Source organism: Streptomyces griseobrunneus (genome assembly GCF_046713465.1).
GTDB classification, from domain to species: Bacteria; Actinomycetota; Actinomycetes; order Streptomycetales; family Streptomycetaceae; genus Streptomyces; species Streptomyces microflavus.
This window is the reverse complement of record NZ_CP177080.1, coordinates 5,388,877-5,404,506: the sequence shown is the minus strand read 5'-3', so window position 1 is coordinate 5,404,506 and position 15,630 is coordinate 5,388,877. Positions and strand designations below refer to the sequence as shown.

The 15,630-nt window shown below is 72.3% G+C and carries 11 protein-coding genes and 1 tRNA gene; 4 read left to right on the top strand and 8 right to left on the bottom strand.

The features are described 5' to 3' along the window. Positions 1-300 precede the first annotated feature (300 nt). A tRNA-Arg gene (locus tag ACK8N7_RS24520) sits at positions 301-373 on the top strand. A 194-nt stretch (positions 374-567) separates the two neighbouring features. Continuing rightward, positions 568-2,508, top strand: a complete 1,941-nt coding sequence (locus tag ACK8N7_RS24515) for a TerD family protein (RefSeq protein ID WP_500444156.1) — start codon at positions 568-570, stop codon at positions 2,506-2,508. Positions 2,509-2,627: 119 nt separating this feature from the next. On the opposite strand, the gene ACK8N7_RS24510 is transcribed toward ACK8N7_RS24515, so the two are convergent. The 4 genes from ACK8N7_RS24510 to ACK8N7_RS24495 all read right to left on the bottom strand — a co-directional run bounded on the left by ACK8N7_RS24510 (position 2,628) and on the right by ACK8N7_RS24495 (position 6,324). Next, a complete protein-coding gene (locus ACK8N7_RS24510) occupies positions 2,628-3,410 on the bottom strand; it encodes an ABC transporter permease (protein WP_500444155.1) in 783 nt (260 codons plus the stop codon). After that, positions 3,407-4,381: an ABC transporter ATP-binding protein gene (locus ACK8N7_RS24505; protein WP_403218941.1), complete on the bottom strand. Its 975-nt coding sequence runs from the start codon at positions 4,379-4,381 to the stop codon at positions 3,407-3,409. Before ACK8N7_RS24505 ends, ACK8N7_RS24510 begins: the two co-directional genes overlap by 4 nt. Before the next feature lie 108 nt (positions 4,382-4,489). Beyond that, a complete protein-coding gene (locus ACK8N7_RS24500) occupies positions 4,490-5,158 on the bottom strand; it encodes a response regulator (RefSeq protein WP_500444154.1) in 669 nt (222 codons plus the stop codon). Further along, entirely contained in the window at positions 5,155-6,324 is a 1,170-nt protein-coding gene (locus tag ACK8N7_RS24495) for a sensor histidine kinase (protein WP_500444153.1), read from the bottom strand. Before ACK8N7_RS24495 ends, ACK8N7_RS24500 begins: the two co-directional genes overlap by 4 nt. A gap of 396 nt (positions 6,325-6,720) precedes the next feature. Between ACK8N7_RS24495 and ACK8N7_RS24490 the strand changes: the two genes are divergently transcribed. Then, positions 6,721-7,596 carry a peptidoglycan-binding protein gene (locus tag ACK8N7_RS24490; protein WP_500444152.1) on the top strand — a complete coding sequence of 292 codons (876 nt, stop codon included), beginning with the start codon at positions 6,721-6,723 and terminating at the stop codon, positions 7,594-7,596. An 18-nt stretch (positions 7,597-7,614) separates the two neighbouring features. Here ACK8N7_RS24490 and ACK8N7_RS24485 read toward each other — a convergent pair whose 3' ends face one another. The 4 genes from ACK8N7_RS24485 to ACK8N7_RS24470 all read right to left on the bottom strand — a co-directional run bounded on the left by ACK8N7_RS24485 (position 7,615) and on the right by ACK8N7_RS24470 (position 13,650). Beyond that, positions 7,615-8,082 (bottom strand): anthrone oxygenase family protein, encoded by a 468-nt coding sequence (locus ACK8N7_RS24485; protein ID WP_403218989.1) that lies wholly within the window; start codon positions 8,080-8,082, stop codon positions 7,615-7,617. Between the two features lie 154 nt (positions 8,083-8,236). Further along, a complete protein-coding gene (locus ACK8N7_RS24480) occupies positions 8,237-9,871 on the bottom strand; it encodes a vWA domain-containing protein (RefSeq protein ID WP_403218949.1) in 1,635 nt (544 codons plus the stop codon). Between the two features lie 159 nt (positions 9,872-10,030). Further along, on the bottom strand, positions 10,031-10,939 hold the full coding sequence (locus ACK8N7_RS24475) for an ABC transporter permease (RefSeq protein WP_031122698.1): 909 nt from the start codon (positions 10,937-10,939) through the stop codon (positions 10,031-10,033). After that, positions 10,936-13,650, bottom strand: a complete 2,715-nt coding sequence (locus ACK8N7_RS24470; protein ID WP_500444151.1) for an alpha/beta fold hydrolase — start codon at positions 13,648-13,650, stop codon at positions 10,936-10,938. Before ACK8N7_RS24470 ends, ACK8N7_RS24475 begins: the two co-directional genes overlap by 4 nt. Positions 13,651-14,199: 549 nt before the next feature. On the opposite strand from ACK8N7_RS24470, the gene ACK8N7_RS24465 reads away from it, so the two are divergent. Then, on the top strand, positions 14,200-15,591 hold the full coding sequence (locus ACK8N7_RS24465; protein WP_403218953.1) for an NsdA family TPR-like regulatory protein: 1,392 nt from the start codon (positions 14,200-14,202) through the stop codon (positions 15,589-15,591). Positions 15,592-15,630 lie beyond the last annotated feature (39 nt).

Here is a 15,630-nt window from a genome sequence, read left to right as displayed (position 1 = left end):
ACATGCGAAGAATGCCCAATTTTGGCGCCTTTTTGAAGCGTATAGGCCCCTCTGCGCGGCGGTTCCACCCTCTGGACAGAGTCGGGACAGAGGGGACGAGTGGGGCGCAGGCATAACGAGTGCACAACACCCGGGCCGCAGGGCGCGAAAAGCGGTGCGGGATCCGCACCCACCTGCGATTATCGGTTCGCTTCACCGAACCTCCACATCGTGCCACGCAGGTGAAGCAACCGGGTCCAGGCGATCGGAGCCCTATCCTTGTCCCGGCACGGCCACGGAACCACCCGATCAGGACTCCCGGCCCCCGTAGCTCAGTGGATAGAGCAGGCGCCTTCTAAGCGCTTGGCCGCAGGTTCGAGTCCTGCCGGGGGCGCACCGCCCGCACGACCGTGAGGCCCTCCGCACTGGGGGGCCTTTTCGCTGGTCGGGGCAGGGTAACGGGGGGCGGCGTAGTGACGGCGTAAGAGAGGTCACTCATCTGGCCCAGCGCACAACGCCTCTCCGCATATCCAGGCAAAAGGCCATTCCGGTTGAGGAGTGGGCACATGCCGGATCATTCTTGCGGGCATGACGCCGCGTACCCCCATCCCCTCCCCCTCTTCTGATGTGTCCGGCCTGCGTGATTACGCCTTCGACTGGGCGCTGGGGGATGTGGAGACGTCAGGGCTCGTCGCGCGGCGTGACCGGGTGCTGTCGATCGCGGTGGTGACCATCGGTCCGGACGGGGAGCAGACCGGGGAGTTCTCGACCCTGCTGAACCCGGGGTGCGACCCCGGGCCGGTGGAGGTGCACGGCCTGACCGCCGAGCGGCTGCTGGGGGCACCGGCCTTCGAGGAGGTAGCGGGTCGGATCGGGGCGCTGCTGCAGGACCGGGTCCTGGTGGCCCACAACGCCCAGTTCGACTACGACTTCCTGGCGCACGAGTTCGCGCGGGCCCGCCTGTACCTGCCGGTCTCACAGCGGCTGTGCACCCTCGCCCTCAACCGGCAGGTGGACCCGCCCGCCGAGGACATGAAGCTGGGAACACTGGCTGCGCACTACGGCGTACCGCAGACGCGGGCGCACGACGCCCTGGACGACACCCGGGTGCTGGCCGGCATCCTCCGCGCAACGCTTCGGGAGGCCGCGCTGCTCGACCTGCCCCTCCCCCTGGTGGCCTGCCCGCCGCGCCAGGACGCGCAGTTCGCGCCTCAGCCGCCGAAGACGCCCTGCGCCTACCGCAATCCGGGGCGGACGGAGGCGGGCGGTCCGCTCGTGCAGGGCATGAAGATCGCCATCACCGGGGAGACGGCGACCTCGCGCGCCGAGCTCGTGGCGCGGTCGGTCGCGGCGGGGCTGAACGTCATGTCCTCGGTCAGCCGCCACACCAGCGCGCTGGTCACCAACGAGGCGGGATCGGGGTCCTCGAAGGCACGGCGGGCGGCCGCCGAAGGCGTACCCGTGATCGACGAGCACACCTTCTTGAAGCTGCTGAGCGACGTACGCCCTGGGACACCGCACCGGGCGGCGGAGACGAAGGCGGCCGGCACGACATCCAAGGTGGCCGCCACCGCCGCTGCCGCCCCCACGGTGACCACCCCCACACCCACCGCACCTGCGGCTTCCGGTATCCCCTCCTCCCCGGGAACGGCCGTCCCCGCTCCACGTCGGCCGTCCCCGGCGGACACACCGCAGGCCCGCCCCCTGACCGGGCAACGCGTCCTCGTCCTCGGCGGCACCCACCCCGCTGCGGCCGCCGCGCGCACCCGGATCGTCGAACTGGGCGGTTCCGCGGCCGTCAACCTCTCGCGAAGTGTCACCGATGCCGTCCTCCTGGCGGGAGGGGAGGCCGATCGCCGGACAGGGCGGATGTCGGACCTGGGAATTCCCCTGCACGACGAACACTGGCTGACCGTGCCGGGGGCGGCCCCCGACGGGACCGGCACCACCCCCACGGCGACCCGGCCCTCGGTGCCGGATCATCCGCGGACACCTCTCGTCCTGCCGCGCGGCGGTGTCGTGGACCTGCCCGCGCCGCAGGGGACTCCGGCACCGCTGTGGCACATCACCGCGGCCTGGGCACCACAGGACGCGTGCGACATCGACGTCGTCGCCTTCGTCCTCGACGAGGACGGACAGGTCACGTTCGACGAGGACTTCGTCTTCTACGGTGCCCCCGAGAATCCCGCGGGCACCGTACACCTCCTCACCGACGGCCCGGCCGAACAGACGATCGCCGTCGACCTCGCCGCGCTGCCGCCCGCCTCCCGCAAGGTCGCCGTCGCGGCAGCCATCGACAGGGAGAGGACCTTCAGGGACGTGGGCGCGGTCCAGGTCACCGCGGTCCCCGGCACCGGCGCCGCGCCGCTGGCCAGGGCCACCCTCGACGCCGCCACCACGGAACGCACCCTGCTCCTGGCCGAGTTCTACCGCCGCGGGCCGGTCTGGCGCTTCCGCGCGGTCGGACAGGGGTACGACCACGGGCTCGCCGGCCTGGCACGCGGCTACGGCGTCGACATCGCCGACTGAGCGGGCAGGCGCGGGGAGCGGGACGAAGGGCGCGGCAGCGGGACGAGGCGGGGCCCGCCCACGCGCCGCCTCACCTCACCAACAGCGACCCGCAACTGTGGGCCCGCGCCCGCTCCCTCTCACGCGTCCCGTCGCCTGAGCAGCAGCAGCGCGGCGAGGGAGACGGCGGCCGTGCAGGCCGCGACCAGGAGCAGGGAGGGCCAGGGGCCCAGGCTGCCCACCGTGTCGGCGGCGGCGTCCGAGGTCTGGGTGAGCTTCTCCAGGGCCGCCGTCGGGGAGAGGCCGGCGATCCAGCGTTCGGCGTTCCCGAAGAGGGGGCCGAAGAGGGACGGCAGGAGCAGCAGGCCGATCACCGTGGTGACCGCGCCTGCGGAGTGGCGTACGAGGGTGCCGACAGCCAGGCCGAGCACGGCGGCCGCCGCGAACGACGCCGCGATGCCGAAGAGGGCGGGCAGTGGGTCTCCTTGGGCGTAGCGGCCCTCCGGCAGCATCGCGTTCCCTACCAGGTAGGCGGTCGAGCAGGAGAGCAGGGCCAGGACGTACATCACCCCCGCGACCAGGGCCGCCTTCGCCGCGAACACCGTCGACCGGTGCGGGACGGCGGCGAAGGTCGTCCGGATGGTGCCGCTGCTGTACTCCCCCGAGACCACCAGCGCACCGACCACCGCCGCCAGCATCTGGGCGACGACGGAGAGTGTGAGGCTGCCGCCGAGGACGGTGTCGTCGGGTTGCAGGCTGCCGGTGGCGGCGACGAAGACCGCGCCCAGGACGGGCAGTACGGCGGTCGCGGCGGTCGTCCACACCGTGGAGCGCACGCTGCGGAACTTGATCCACTCGTAGGCCAGGGCGTGCCGGAATCCGGTCTTCTCCCTGCGTCCGGCGGGGAGGGTGAGCGTGGTCATCGGGCTGTCTCCTTCTGGCTCGACGGGGGGATCTTCCGGCCGGCCGGGGGCATCGCGGGGGTTCGTTCCTCGGTCCGGTACTCCACCGAGGACTGCGACAGCGTCGTGTAGACCTCCTCCAACGAGGAGTGGGCGGGCGTGAGTTCGTGGACGGCGACCCCGTGGTCGCGGGCCAGGTCGCCGATGGCCGCCGCGTCCGGTCCGTCGACCCGCCAGCCGCCCGTGGCGTCCAGGCGGACCTGCGCCCCCGCCGTCCCCAGCAGGGCCCGGAGTCTCTCCGGTTCGGGGGACCGTACGAGCGTGTGGGCGCGGGAGTTGGTCTCGATGAAGTCCCGCATCGTGGTGTCCGCGATGAGCCGGCCCCGGCCGATCACGATGAGGTGGTCGGCCGTGAGCTCCATCTCGCTCATGAGGTGGCTGGAGAGCAGGACCGTACGGCCCTCAGCCGCCAGGGACTTCATCAGCTCCCGGATCCAGCGGATGCCCTCGGTGTCGAGGCCGTTGACCGGTTCGTCGAGGATCAGCACCTCCGGATCGCCGATGAGCGCGGCCGCGATGCCGAGCCGCTGGCCCATGCCGAGCGAGAAGCCCTTGGTGCGTCTGCGGGCCGTTGTGGCGGGCAGGCCGACCAGGTCGAGCACCTCGTCGACGCGGCGGCGCGGGATGCCGGTGCTCGCGGCGAGTCCGGCCAGGTGGTGGTAGGCGGAGCGGCCGCCGTGGACGCCCTTCGCGTCGAGCAGCGAGCCGGCCGCGCGGAGCGGTACGGGGAGGTCCCGGTAGGCCTTGCCGCCTACGGTGACCCGTCCCCCGCTCGGGGAGTCGAGGCCCAGGATCAGCCGCATGGTGGTCGACTTCCCGGCGCCGTTCGGGCCGAGGAAGCCGGTCACCCGGCCGGGCCGGACGGTGAACGAGAGCTGGTCGACGGCGGTCCGCCCGCCGTAGCGTTTGGTGAGTTCCGTTGCTTCGATCATGGTTCCGACGCTACGAGCGGGGGCCCGTTCGCGAATCCTCCGGCGGGAGCCGGGCCCTACTCCCGCCGGAGTAGGTATGAGGGGCAGGTATGACCGGGCGGGTGCGCCCTAGCGTTCGCCCGCCCTGACCAGGCCCGTCTCGTAGGCGAGCACCACCAGCTGGGCCCGGTCGCGGGCGCCCAGCTTCGTCATGGTCCGGCCGACGTGGGTCTTCGCCGTCAGCGGGCTCATGATCAGCTCCCGGCCGATCTCCTCGTTGGTGAGCCCGGCGGCGACGAGCGCCATCACCTCGCGCTCCCGGCCGGTGAGGGCGGCGAGCCGTTCGGCGCCCGCCGCCTCGGGGGCCTTCAGCCGTGCGAACTCCTCGATCACCCGGCGGGTGACGGCCGGGGCGAGCAGGCTCCGGCCCTCGGCCACCGTCCGGATCGCGGCGCGCAGGTCGTCGGGCTCGATGTCCTTGAGCAGAAAGCCCGCGGCGCCGTGCCGCAGAGCCTCGAAGACGTACGCGTCCACCTGGTACGTGGTGAGCATGACCACGCGGACCCCGTCCAGCGAGCGGTCCCCGGCGATCCGGCGGGTGGCCTCCAGGCCGTCGACGCCGGGCATCCGGATGTCCATGAGGACGACGTCGGGGCGGGTCGTGCGGACCGCCTCCACCGCCCGGGCACCGTCGGCCGCCTCCGCGACGACCACCAGGTCGTCGGTGAGGTCGAGCAGGGCGCGGAACCCCGCGCGTACGACGGTCTGGTCGTCCGCGAGGACCACCCGCACGGTCACGGGGCCGCTCCTTCGGTGGGCAGCTGGGCGTGGACGCGGAATCCCCCGCCCGGCACCGGACCGTACGCGAGCGTCCCGCCCACCGCGAGCACCCGCTCCCGCATGCCGATCAGCCCGAAGCCCTCGCCGGTGGAGGGCTCGGAGCCGGGTGGGCCGTCGTCCACGATCTCGATGTACAGGTGCGTGTCCCCGCAGGTAAGCGAGACCGCGACCCGCTCGGCCCCCGAGTGCTTCACCACGTTGGTCAGCGCCTCCTGCACGATCCGGTACGCGGTCGTCTCGACGACCGCCGGGTAGGCGGCGCCCGCAGGGGCCCGGCGCAGAAGCACCCGTACGCCGCCGGCCTCGACCCCCGCCACCAGCTCGGCCAGTTGGTCCAGGCGGGGCGCCGGGGCGGTGGACTCCGTCTCGCGCAGGACGGACAGGGTGGCGCGCAGTTCCCGTACGGCCTCCTTCCCGGAGGCGCGCACCTGCGTCATCGCGCGGCGCGACACCTCCGGCGCGGTGTCCAGCGCGTCGAGCGCCACCCCGGCCTGCACCGTCATCGCGGACACGGTGTGCGCGAGGATGTCGTGGATCTCCCGGGCGACGCGTACCCGCTCCTGCCGCACCCGGCGGTCCGCCTCCCGCTCCCGTTCCTCCTCCGCCCGCGCCGCCCGCGCCGCGTACTCCGCGAGCAGCTCCCGCCGGGTCCGCACCGCCTCGCCCAGCAGCAGCGGGACGAGCGGCCAGACCATCTCCAGGACCGGCAGCCCCTGCGGGTTGACCACGTCCCGTCCCACGACCAGGGCGACCACCCCCGAGACGGCGGCGGCGACCAGGCCGGTCCACAGGGTGCGGCGGCGGTCGCCGAGGACAGCCACGGTGTAGAGCGCCACGATGACCGGGAGGTTCAGCAGCTCGCCGATGTGCCCGTGCAGCGCCCATCCGGCGCAGGCGGCCCCGGTCAGGCACAGCACCGCGACGGGCCGGCGGCGGCGGAAGGCGAGTGCCACGAGCGAGACCGCGAGCAGGGCCCAGGTGAGCGCGTCGTCCTGCCGGTAGCCGGGGTCGTTCACCGCCGCGTCGGACGCGGTGAACAGGCCCACCACCGCCACCACCAGCAGATCCGCGACGAGCGGCGGCAGGGCGCGCACCCGGGCGGCGAGGCGGTCGAAGGTCATCACCCCTTCACCGTAGGAGCCGGGGTCGCCGGACGCATACGACAGCGGGAGTAGGGCGCGGCGCGGACAGACGCACTCGCGTCCCCGCACGCGCGTACGGGTCCCCGCAGCCGGAACTACGGCCCCCTCCGCCCCTCGCACCCCACTAAGCGGAATCCGTGGCACAAGAGTGGCGGACCGACGAAACGTTCGGTACGGGACGACGTTCAGGACGGCGCAAGAACGGGCAAATCGATCCTGTACGGCCCGACGGCGCAATCCCGCCGCAGGGCGCCCCCACTCTCTCCGCAAACCCGTTCGGGCGAGCGCAACTTCGTTGTGCCGTCCGGCATCCGAGCCTGCCCTCCACCCGCCGAACACCCCTGCGAACCGACGCACCACCTGGAAAGGAGCGCCACGATGGCGACACCGCTGTCCGCCGACAAGCTGCTCAAAGCCCTCCGCGACGAAGGCGTCCACGTCGTCGAACACCGGAGCTGGCGTACGAACAACCGGAATCACAAGGGACCCTGGGGCCCGACGCACGGCGTCATGATCCATCACACCGTCACATCGGGCACCGCCTCCTCCGTCGAGCTCTGCTACAACGGCCACTCCGCCCTCCCCGGCCCCCTCTGTCACGGGGTGATCGCCAAGGACGGGACCATCCACCTCGTGGGGAACGGGCGGGCCAACCACGCCGGGCTCGGAGACGACGACGTGCTGCGTGCCGTGATCGCGGAGAAGGCCCTGCCGCCGGACAACGAGGCCAACACCGACGGCAACCGCTACTTCTACGGCTTCGAGTGCGTCAACCTCGGCGACGGCAAGGACCCCTGGCCGGCCGCCCAGCTGGTGGCGATCGAGCGGGCCGCCGCGGCCGTCTGCCGGGCGCACAACTGGTCGCAGCGGTCGGTGATCGGGCACCTGGAGTGGCAGCCGGGCAAGGTCGACCCGCGCGGCTTCACCATGAACTCGATGCGCACCAGGATCGGCAAGCGGCTGGACGGTTCGCCGGACGGGCCCTCGCAGCCGCCGCCGAGACCGACGTACGAGCCGTTCCCCGGGTCGTCCTTCTTCGCGGTGGGCCGCAACAGCCCGGTCGTCACGGCGATGGGCAAGCGCCTGGTGGCCGAGGGCTGCGGCCGGTACACGGTGGGCCCCGGCCCGGCCTGGTCCACAGCCGACCGGAGCTCGTACGCGGCCTGGCAGCGCAAGCTGGGCTACACGGGCACCGACGCGGACGGCACCCCGGGGAAGACCAGCTGGGACCGGCTCAAGGTCCCGAACGTGTGAGTCCCGCCGCCCCCGGGCCTACAGCGCGACGGCCAGCAGGACGCACGCCACCAGCGCGAGCGCGGTGCGGACCTGGTGGAGGGTGTTCCAGCGGGGTTCGAAGGCCTTGCGGGCGGCGCTGTCGTCGCCGCCCTCCGACTTCGCGAGCGCGTTGTTGAGCGGGATGTTCCCGGCGATCGTGATCAGGTGCCCGGCGACCGCGCAGACGAGCGCCCCCACGATCGCGGGGCCTGCCACCTTGTCGTGCTCGCCGAGTCCGGTGAGGAGCGCGGCGGCGGGCAGGGCGACCACGCCGAGGAAGAGGACGAGGAAGAGAGGTCCGGGGACCTTCTCGTTGAAGCGGCGCATGGCCGCAGTGAACTGTTCGTCCGTCAGTTCGGCGAGGCCGGGCATGATCGCGATCAGGAACGTCAGCATGAAGCCCGCGTAGAGGCCGGTGACGATCACGGAGAGCACCAGGAGGAGGGAGGTCATGGCGGACATCATGACCGGTGACAGCCGTTCGCACAGCCGCATTTCGCCCGACCGTACGAACATCGCCCGCTGTCAGGATGCCCGCCGCGCCATCGACGGCCGGGGCCCCGCCCCTCAGCCGGCTGTCAGGGATCCACCGCTCAGCCGACTGGCAGGGCCCGCCGGCTCAGCCGATCTCCCCCTCGCCCGTGTCTCCCCCGGCCTCCGGTTCGGTGCCGTTCCTGAGCGCATCCGCCTGGCCGATCGCCGTCGCCAGCTTCCGTACGGCACCGTCATCGGTCTCGCCCGCCAGCTTCGTGGCCCGCGAGGCCAGTTCACCGAGTGCCGGTGTGCCGGGCAGGTCGCCGCCGCGCAGGGTGTCAGCGAAGTAGGCGGCGACGGCCGCCACTTGGAGCCGCTGCGGCGCGCCGCCCCAGAGGTCTCCGTCGATCGCCCCGGTCCGCACCGACCCGCTCTCCTCGTACGCCTTACGGGTCTTGGGGTCGAGCCACCGCACGGTCGCCTCGGCCACCGTGCCGGAGGCGCCCTCGCGCAGCCGTACGGCGTAGAGCGCGGTCACCGTGTGGCCGGGGCCGACCTCGCCGCCGTCGACGCTGTCGTCGCGGAAGTCCTCGTCGGCGACCTTGCGGTTCTCGTAGCCGATCAGCCGGAACTGCTCCACCGTCTTCCGGTCGAACGCCACCTGGGCCTTGGCGTCGCGCGCCGTGAGTTCGATGTGGGCGGGCAGCTGGTCGACGAAGACCTTGCGGGCCTGCTCCTCGTCACCGACGTAGGTGGTGTGGCCGTCGCCCCGGTTGGTGAGCCGCTCCATGAACGCGTCGCCGTAGTCGCTGCCGACGCCGACCCCGAAGAGCGTGATGCCGTACTCGCGGCGGGCGGAGTCGATCCGCTTCAGGATGCTGTCGGCGTTGGTGTCGCCGGTGTTGGCGAGGGCGTCGGAGAGCAGCACCACCCGGTTGTTGACGCCCTTGCGGTGGCCCTTGACGGACTCCTCGTAACCGCGCTTGATCCCCGCCTCCACATTGGTGGACTGAGCGGGATCCATCTCGTCGACCGCGTCCCGGATCTTGTTCCGGTTGCCCTTCAGGCGGGTCATCGGCAGTCGGGTCTCGGCCTCGTCGCTGAAGGTGACCAGGGAGACGGAGTCGTCGTCGCGCAGTTCGTCGGCAAGGATGTTCAAGGACTGCTTGACGAGCCCCAGGCGGCCGGGGCCCGCCATGGAACCGGAGATGTCGACGACGAACGTGATGGCGGCGGGCGGCCGTTCGCTGTCCGGCGGGGCCGCCTTGGTGGCCAGCCCGACCCTCACCAGCGACCAGTCGGAGGCCCCGGAGCCCTCACCGGTCCGCGCCCCGTCGACGCTCACGGAGAACCCGTTGCCCTTGGGCCGCTGGTACCCCTGGCGGAAGCTGTTGACGAACTCCTCGGGCCGGATGTTCACGGGGTCGGGCAGTGCGCCGTCGCCGAGGGTGCTGCGCGCATAGCCGTAGCTCGCGGTGTCCACGTCCAGGGCAAAGGTGGAGAGGTAGTCCGGGGCGGCGACGTCCGGCCGGGCCGTGTCACCGCTCTCCTCGGGCTGCCGGCCCTCCTCCGGCGCCACCGAGTCGGGCGCGGGCTGTCCGCCGCCGGTCGCCCCCTGCGGCGGGCGTGCGCCGGAGCGCTTGTCCGCGGCGGTGGAGCCGTCCGACGACCCGGAGCCGCCGCACGCGGTGAGCAGCATCCCGCCGGCGAGCAGGAGCGCCACCGCCCCGGCCCGGCCCCCTGCCCGTGCCCCTGTTCGCTTGCCGTTTCGCTGGTTCATCCGTAACCCCCCACGTCATCACGGTGTCTCCGACACCTGTGAATGTGACGTACGAAGCCGCTCGCCGGAGTCGACGAAAGCGTTGCGGAACCATCTCGATGCGGCAACAGAGGCCTGGCAGAGAGCCTTTGCGGTCGGCAAACCCACGGAACATCAGGTTCAGGACACGATGTCCTTACGACTGAACCCGCGGAAGGCCAGGGCGAACAGGATCAGGGCGTACGTCACCGAGATCGCCGCCCCCTTGATCATGCCGCCCCACTCCAGCTCCGGCTGGAGTGCGTCCGCCCAGGCGAACTGCCAGTGCGCGGGCAGGAAGTCGCGCCAGGAGCCGAGCGCCGTGACGGCGTCGAGCACATTGCCGACGATGGTGAGGCCGACCGCACCGCCGACCGCGCCGAGCGGGGCGTCCGTCTTCGTCGAGAGCCAGAACGCCAGCCCGGCGGTGACCAGTTGGGAGACGAAGATGAACGCGACGACGAGCGCGAGGCGGGGCACGGTGTCCCCGGCGGCCAGCGCTCCCCCGGTGGGCAGTTTCAGCGGGCCCCATCCGTAGGCCGCCGTGCCCGCCGCCAGCGCGACGAGCGGCAGCAGCACCATCGCGGCGAGGCTGAAGCCGAGCGCGACGACGAGCTTGGACCACAGCAGCCGCACGCGCGGCACCGGCGCGGCGAGCAGGTAGCGCAGCGAGGCCCAGCTGGCCTCGGAGGCGACGGTGTCCCCGCAGAACAGGGCCACCGGCACCACCAGCAGGAAGCCGGCCGAGACGAACAGGGAGGTGGCGGCGAAGTTCGCGGCGGACTCGGTCGCCACGTCCATCAGGTTGATACGGCCGCCGCCCCGGCCGCCGCCGCCGTCCTCTCCGTCCGGCGTGCCGCCGATCGCGAAGGCGACGATCAGGATGAAGGGGAGGGCGGCGAGGATCCCGCCCATGAGCAGGGTGCGGCGGCGCCGCAGCTGCCGCATGGCCTCGACCCGGAGGGGGAGCGTGCGCCCGGCGCGGTAGCCGGCGGCCTCCGGGTGCTCGGCCGCCACGCGGGCCTCGGGGGGCTGGGTGGGGGCGCTCATGCTGCTCCTCCGGAGATCAGGGTGAGGAAGGCGTCCTCCAGGCGGCGGTGCGGTCCGACGCCGGTGACCGGGACGTCGAGCCGGACCAGGTCGGCGACGAGCCGGGAGGTGGTGGCCCCGTCGAGGCGGACGAGGAGCCCGCGCCCGTCGTCGGTGGGGACGGCGGAGCCGATGCCGGGCAGGGACGCGACCTTCTCGGCGAGCGGCTCGGACACGGTCTCCGCCACGGTCACCAGGATCATGTCGCCGGAGCCGGTGATCTCGGCGACCGGACCGGCCTGCACGAGCCGGCCCCGGTCCATGACGACCAGGTGGGTGCAGGACTGCTCGACCTCGGAGAGGAGGTGGCTGGAGACGATGACGGTCCGGCCCCCGGCCGCGTAACGGATCATCACGTCACGCATCTCGCGGATCTGCGGCGGGTCGAGCCCGTTGGTCGGCTCGTCGAGGATGAGCAGGTCCGGCATGCCGAGCATGGCCTGGGCGATGGCGAGCCGCTGCCGCATGCCCTGGGAGTACGTCCGTACGGCACGGGCGAGCGCGTCGCCGAGACCGGCGATCTCCAGGGCCTCCTCGATGTGGGCGTCCTCGGCGGGACGGCCGGTGGCCTGCCAGTACAGGTCGAGGTTGGCGCGCCCGGAGAGGTGCGGCAGGAACCCGGCCCCCTCCACGAACGCCCCGACCCGGGAGAGCACCGGCGCGCCGGGCCGGATGGCCTGCCCGAAGACGCGGATCTCGCCCTCGTCGGGGGTGATGAGCCCCATGAGCATGCGCAGGGTGGTCGTCTTGCCCGCACCGTTGGGGCCGAGCAGCCCGAGGACCTGGCCCTTCTCGACCCGGAAGGAGAGCTCGCGCACGGCGTACCGGTCGACGGACTTCGCGTACTTCTTCGAGAGCCCGGTGATCTGGAGCGGTACGTCGGTGAGCGCGGGGTCCGGCGCCGGGGTCGCGGTGCGTCGGCGCGCGGTGATCAGCAGACCCGCGGCGATGACGAGGGCGGCGGCCGGGAGGCCCCAGGTCCACCACGGGAGGGTGGCGGCCGCGGTGGCGACGGCGGGTGCGGTGGGGACGGTCAGCGGTCCGTCGGCGGTCACGGTGTATGTGGCGGGCTCGGCGGGGGACGCGTACCCGAGGTCGGTCGCGGAGAAGACGAGCCGCATCCGGTGGCCGGCGTCGAACTCGTGGTCCACGGCGGGCAGCGCCAGCTCGATCGGCTTGCCCTGCTGGTCGGGGGTGATCCGGTAGGGGGCGACGAGCTGGGAGGGCAGCACCTGCTGCCTGCCGTCCGGCGACACGTCGTACACCTTGCCGAAGAGCACCGCGTCGCGGCCCGCGGCCTCCTTGACGTTCACGCGGACGGTGGGCGTGCCGGTGACGTGTACGGAGGTGGCCAGCGGGGCCGACTCGAAGCGGCCGAACTGCCCCGGGAAGTCGAGCGAGAGCCCGACACCGAGCGAGGAGAGCTGGGAGAGTCCGCCGCCGACGCCCGGTACGGCGGAGATGGCGGGCGGCACGGCGCCGGCCGGGTTGCGGAACGTTTCCGCGGAGCCGGTGGACTTGGTGGCGGTTCCGGCTCCGGCTCCGGCGGACGCGCCGCCTCCGCCTGTCGCCCGGAGCGGGATCTCCCGGCCGCCGCTGCGCAGTCCCGGGTAGGTGTCGCTGCTCGCGCCGCGCTTGAGGGCGGCGCCGTCGGTGGAGTCGATGCCTCCGGTACGGGTGACGCGGAAGGCGGGCCCGGTGTCGGTGCCGGTCTCCTCCTTCAGGTACCGGTCGAACCAGGAGCCGACGCGCCCTTCGACGCGCGCGGTCTCGCTGTCGCCGCCGTCGTGCCCGCCCGAGATCCAGTCGACGGAGACGGGTGCGCCGTTGGCGCTGATCGCCTTCTGCATGGCGTCGGCGTGGCCGAGCGGGAAGAGGGAGTCGGACTGGCCCTGGACGAGGAGCGAGGGCACCTTGATGCGGTCGGCGACGGCGGACGGCGAGCGCTCGGTGAGCAGCTCGGTCGCGGCCGCGTCGGGCTTGCCGCTGACGGCGACGCGCTCGTACATCTCGCAGAGCTTCTTCTCGAACTTCTCGCAGCCGCCGCCGGAGGTGACGAAGATCCCGGCCCAGAGCTTCTTGAAGACCCCGTCGGGGAAGAGGGCGTCGGCCAGGTTCCAGTACGTGATCACGGGGGCGATGGCGTCGACCCGCTGGTCGTGCCCGGCGGCGAGCAGGGAGACGGCCCCGCCGTAGGAGGCGCCGGTGAGGCCGACCCGGGGGTCGCCCTTCTTGTCCAGCTCGACCTCGGGCCGCCCGGCGAGCCAGTCGATGAGCCCGGAGACGTCCTTGACCTCGCCTTCGGGGTCGTTCAGCGAGATAGCCCCGCCGGACTTCCCGAACCCGCGCGCCGACCAGGTCAGCACCGCGTACCCGTCGGCGGCCAGCTTCTCGGCCTGCGCCCGTACGTCGTTCTTGCTGCCGCCGAAGCCGTGGCCGATGAGCACGGCGGGCCGCTTACCGGAACCTCCGGCGGTGAAGTACGAGGTGTCGATCGGCACCCCGCCCGGCCGCAGCATCCGGTCCTCGCGCTGCACGGCGGGCGGGCCGTCGTCGGCGACAGCGGTCCAGGTGCCGCCGCCCACGAGCACGGCGAGCACGGCGACGGCCGCGGCCCACCGGACAGGGGTGCGGGGCAGCAGGCGCCGCCATCGAACAGTAGGGGTCTCCATCCCTCGACCCTAAACGGAGGATGCCACCGGCCGAAGTGCCGCCAGGGTGAGGTGGGCAGCCTCCCTGAGAGGTACGGTGCGCCCTCCCCGTACTCCGGACGCGGTACGAGCCTTGTCCCTCCCGAAGGCCATTGCGGACATTCGGCGCGCAACGGGCTCGGTGGAGCGGTGGGACATCGCCCGGCTGCCTGGCTGCCTGGTGTGACGCCGGGGCCACCCGCATCACCCGCGCCACCCGGCGGAACTATTTTCGGGAGCCGCGCGAGAAGATCACATAGAGGAGGAATCCCACCGGTAGGTGAACTTCCAGAGTCACCGCCGGAGAGAGAATCACCGATAACTGGATCAGGTCGAACACTTTCGGACCTCCTTCTCGAAATTCACCGATACGCGCGCTGCCTTCGGGCCGTCCCCGGCCGACAGTCCCCGCTCCCCTCATGACAGCGCGGCAGACCGGTACGCACAGGGCCCACAAGGGGGGCTCACACATCGCGGCCCCTGCTCACGAAGGCGTGGCGTGGGTACTCTGCGAAAGAAGGAGGGGGCGGTATGACGGACACCCGGATATCGGAGCGCCAGGAGAATTCACTTCTCGAAGAAATCGTGGCCATGTCGGGCATGAGCCACAAAAGACTTGCTCACCGGGTGAACGAACTCGCCGCCCGCGAAGGGCAGTCGGGCCGGTACACCCATACGTCCGTGGCCAACTGGTGTCGCCGTGGCATGGTCCCCAAGTGGCCGACCCCCCGGCTCATCTGCGTTTCGCTGTCCGAGGCCCTGGGCAGACCGGTGTCCCTCGCGGAGATCGGGATGCGGGGAGGGGAGCGCGACGCGAGCGAGCTGGGCCTGGAGTTCGCCCGGCGACAGGACGACGCCGTGACCGAAGCAGCAGCCTATTGGAGCGCAGTGAACCGCCGTCAGTTCCTCACCCACCAGACCTTCGCCGTCTCGGCCTTCGCCACCCCGTTCAGCCGCTGGCTCATCGATCCGGCGGAAGAGACGCGGGCGCGCGAGTCCGGGCCCGCGGTCGACCGGGGCCACATCGCGGAGCTCAGGGAGGCCGCCGACAGTGCGCGGCTGTGGGACTCGCGCTTCGGCGGGTCGAACCGGAAGTCGGCGTCCCTCACGGAGTACCTGTACGGACGGGTCGCGCCGCTGCTGCGCGGCAGCTATTCGGAGGCCGTGGGGCGCGATCTGTTCCGGGTCACGGCGGAGATGGCGCGGCTGGCGGGCTGGACGGCGTTCGACGCGGGCCGGCACAGCATCGCCCAGCGCCACTTCATCCAGGCGCTGAGGCTGGCCAGGGCGGGCGGCGACGCCGATCTGGGCTCGTACATCCTGGCCACCATGGCGATGCAGTCGTTGATGCGCGGCTTCACGTCCGAGGCGATCGACATGGCCCAGGGCGCGTACCGGCGCGGACAGACCCTCGATCCACGCGTGGCGGGGTTCGCGAAGCTGATCGAGGCCCGGTCGCACGCCCGCGCGGGCGACGAGCGGTCGACGAGCGCGTGCATCGCGCAGTCGGAGCGGCTGGCGGAACGCGGCGCGGACGGTGAGGGGCCCGCCTGGATCGGGTTCTTCAACCAGCAGCGCATCATCACCGACGCGGCCGAGGCCTTCCGCGACCTGGGCAACCACCGGGCGACCTTCGCGTGGAACGCCGCCGGTCCGATGCCGTCGGACGCGTTCGCCCGCTCCCGGAGCGTACGGCTGTCGGTCCTGGCCTCCGCCCACGCCCAGAACGGCGACCTCGCCCAGAGCCTGCACCTGGGCCGCGAGTCCCTGAATCTCTTCACCCGGCTGGGGAGTCTGCGGGGGATGGAGTATCTGCGCGTCTACGGCCGGTCGTTGGAGCCGTGGCGGAGGGACCCGCAGGTGGTCACGTACCTGGCGGACGTACGCAGGGCGACGCGGACGCTGGCCGCGGCGGCGGCCTGAGAGGGGCTCCTCAGCGGTCGGCGGGGACCGGCCGGGGGG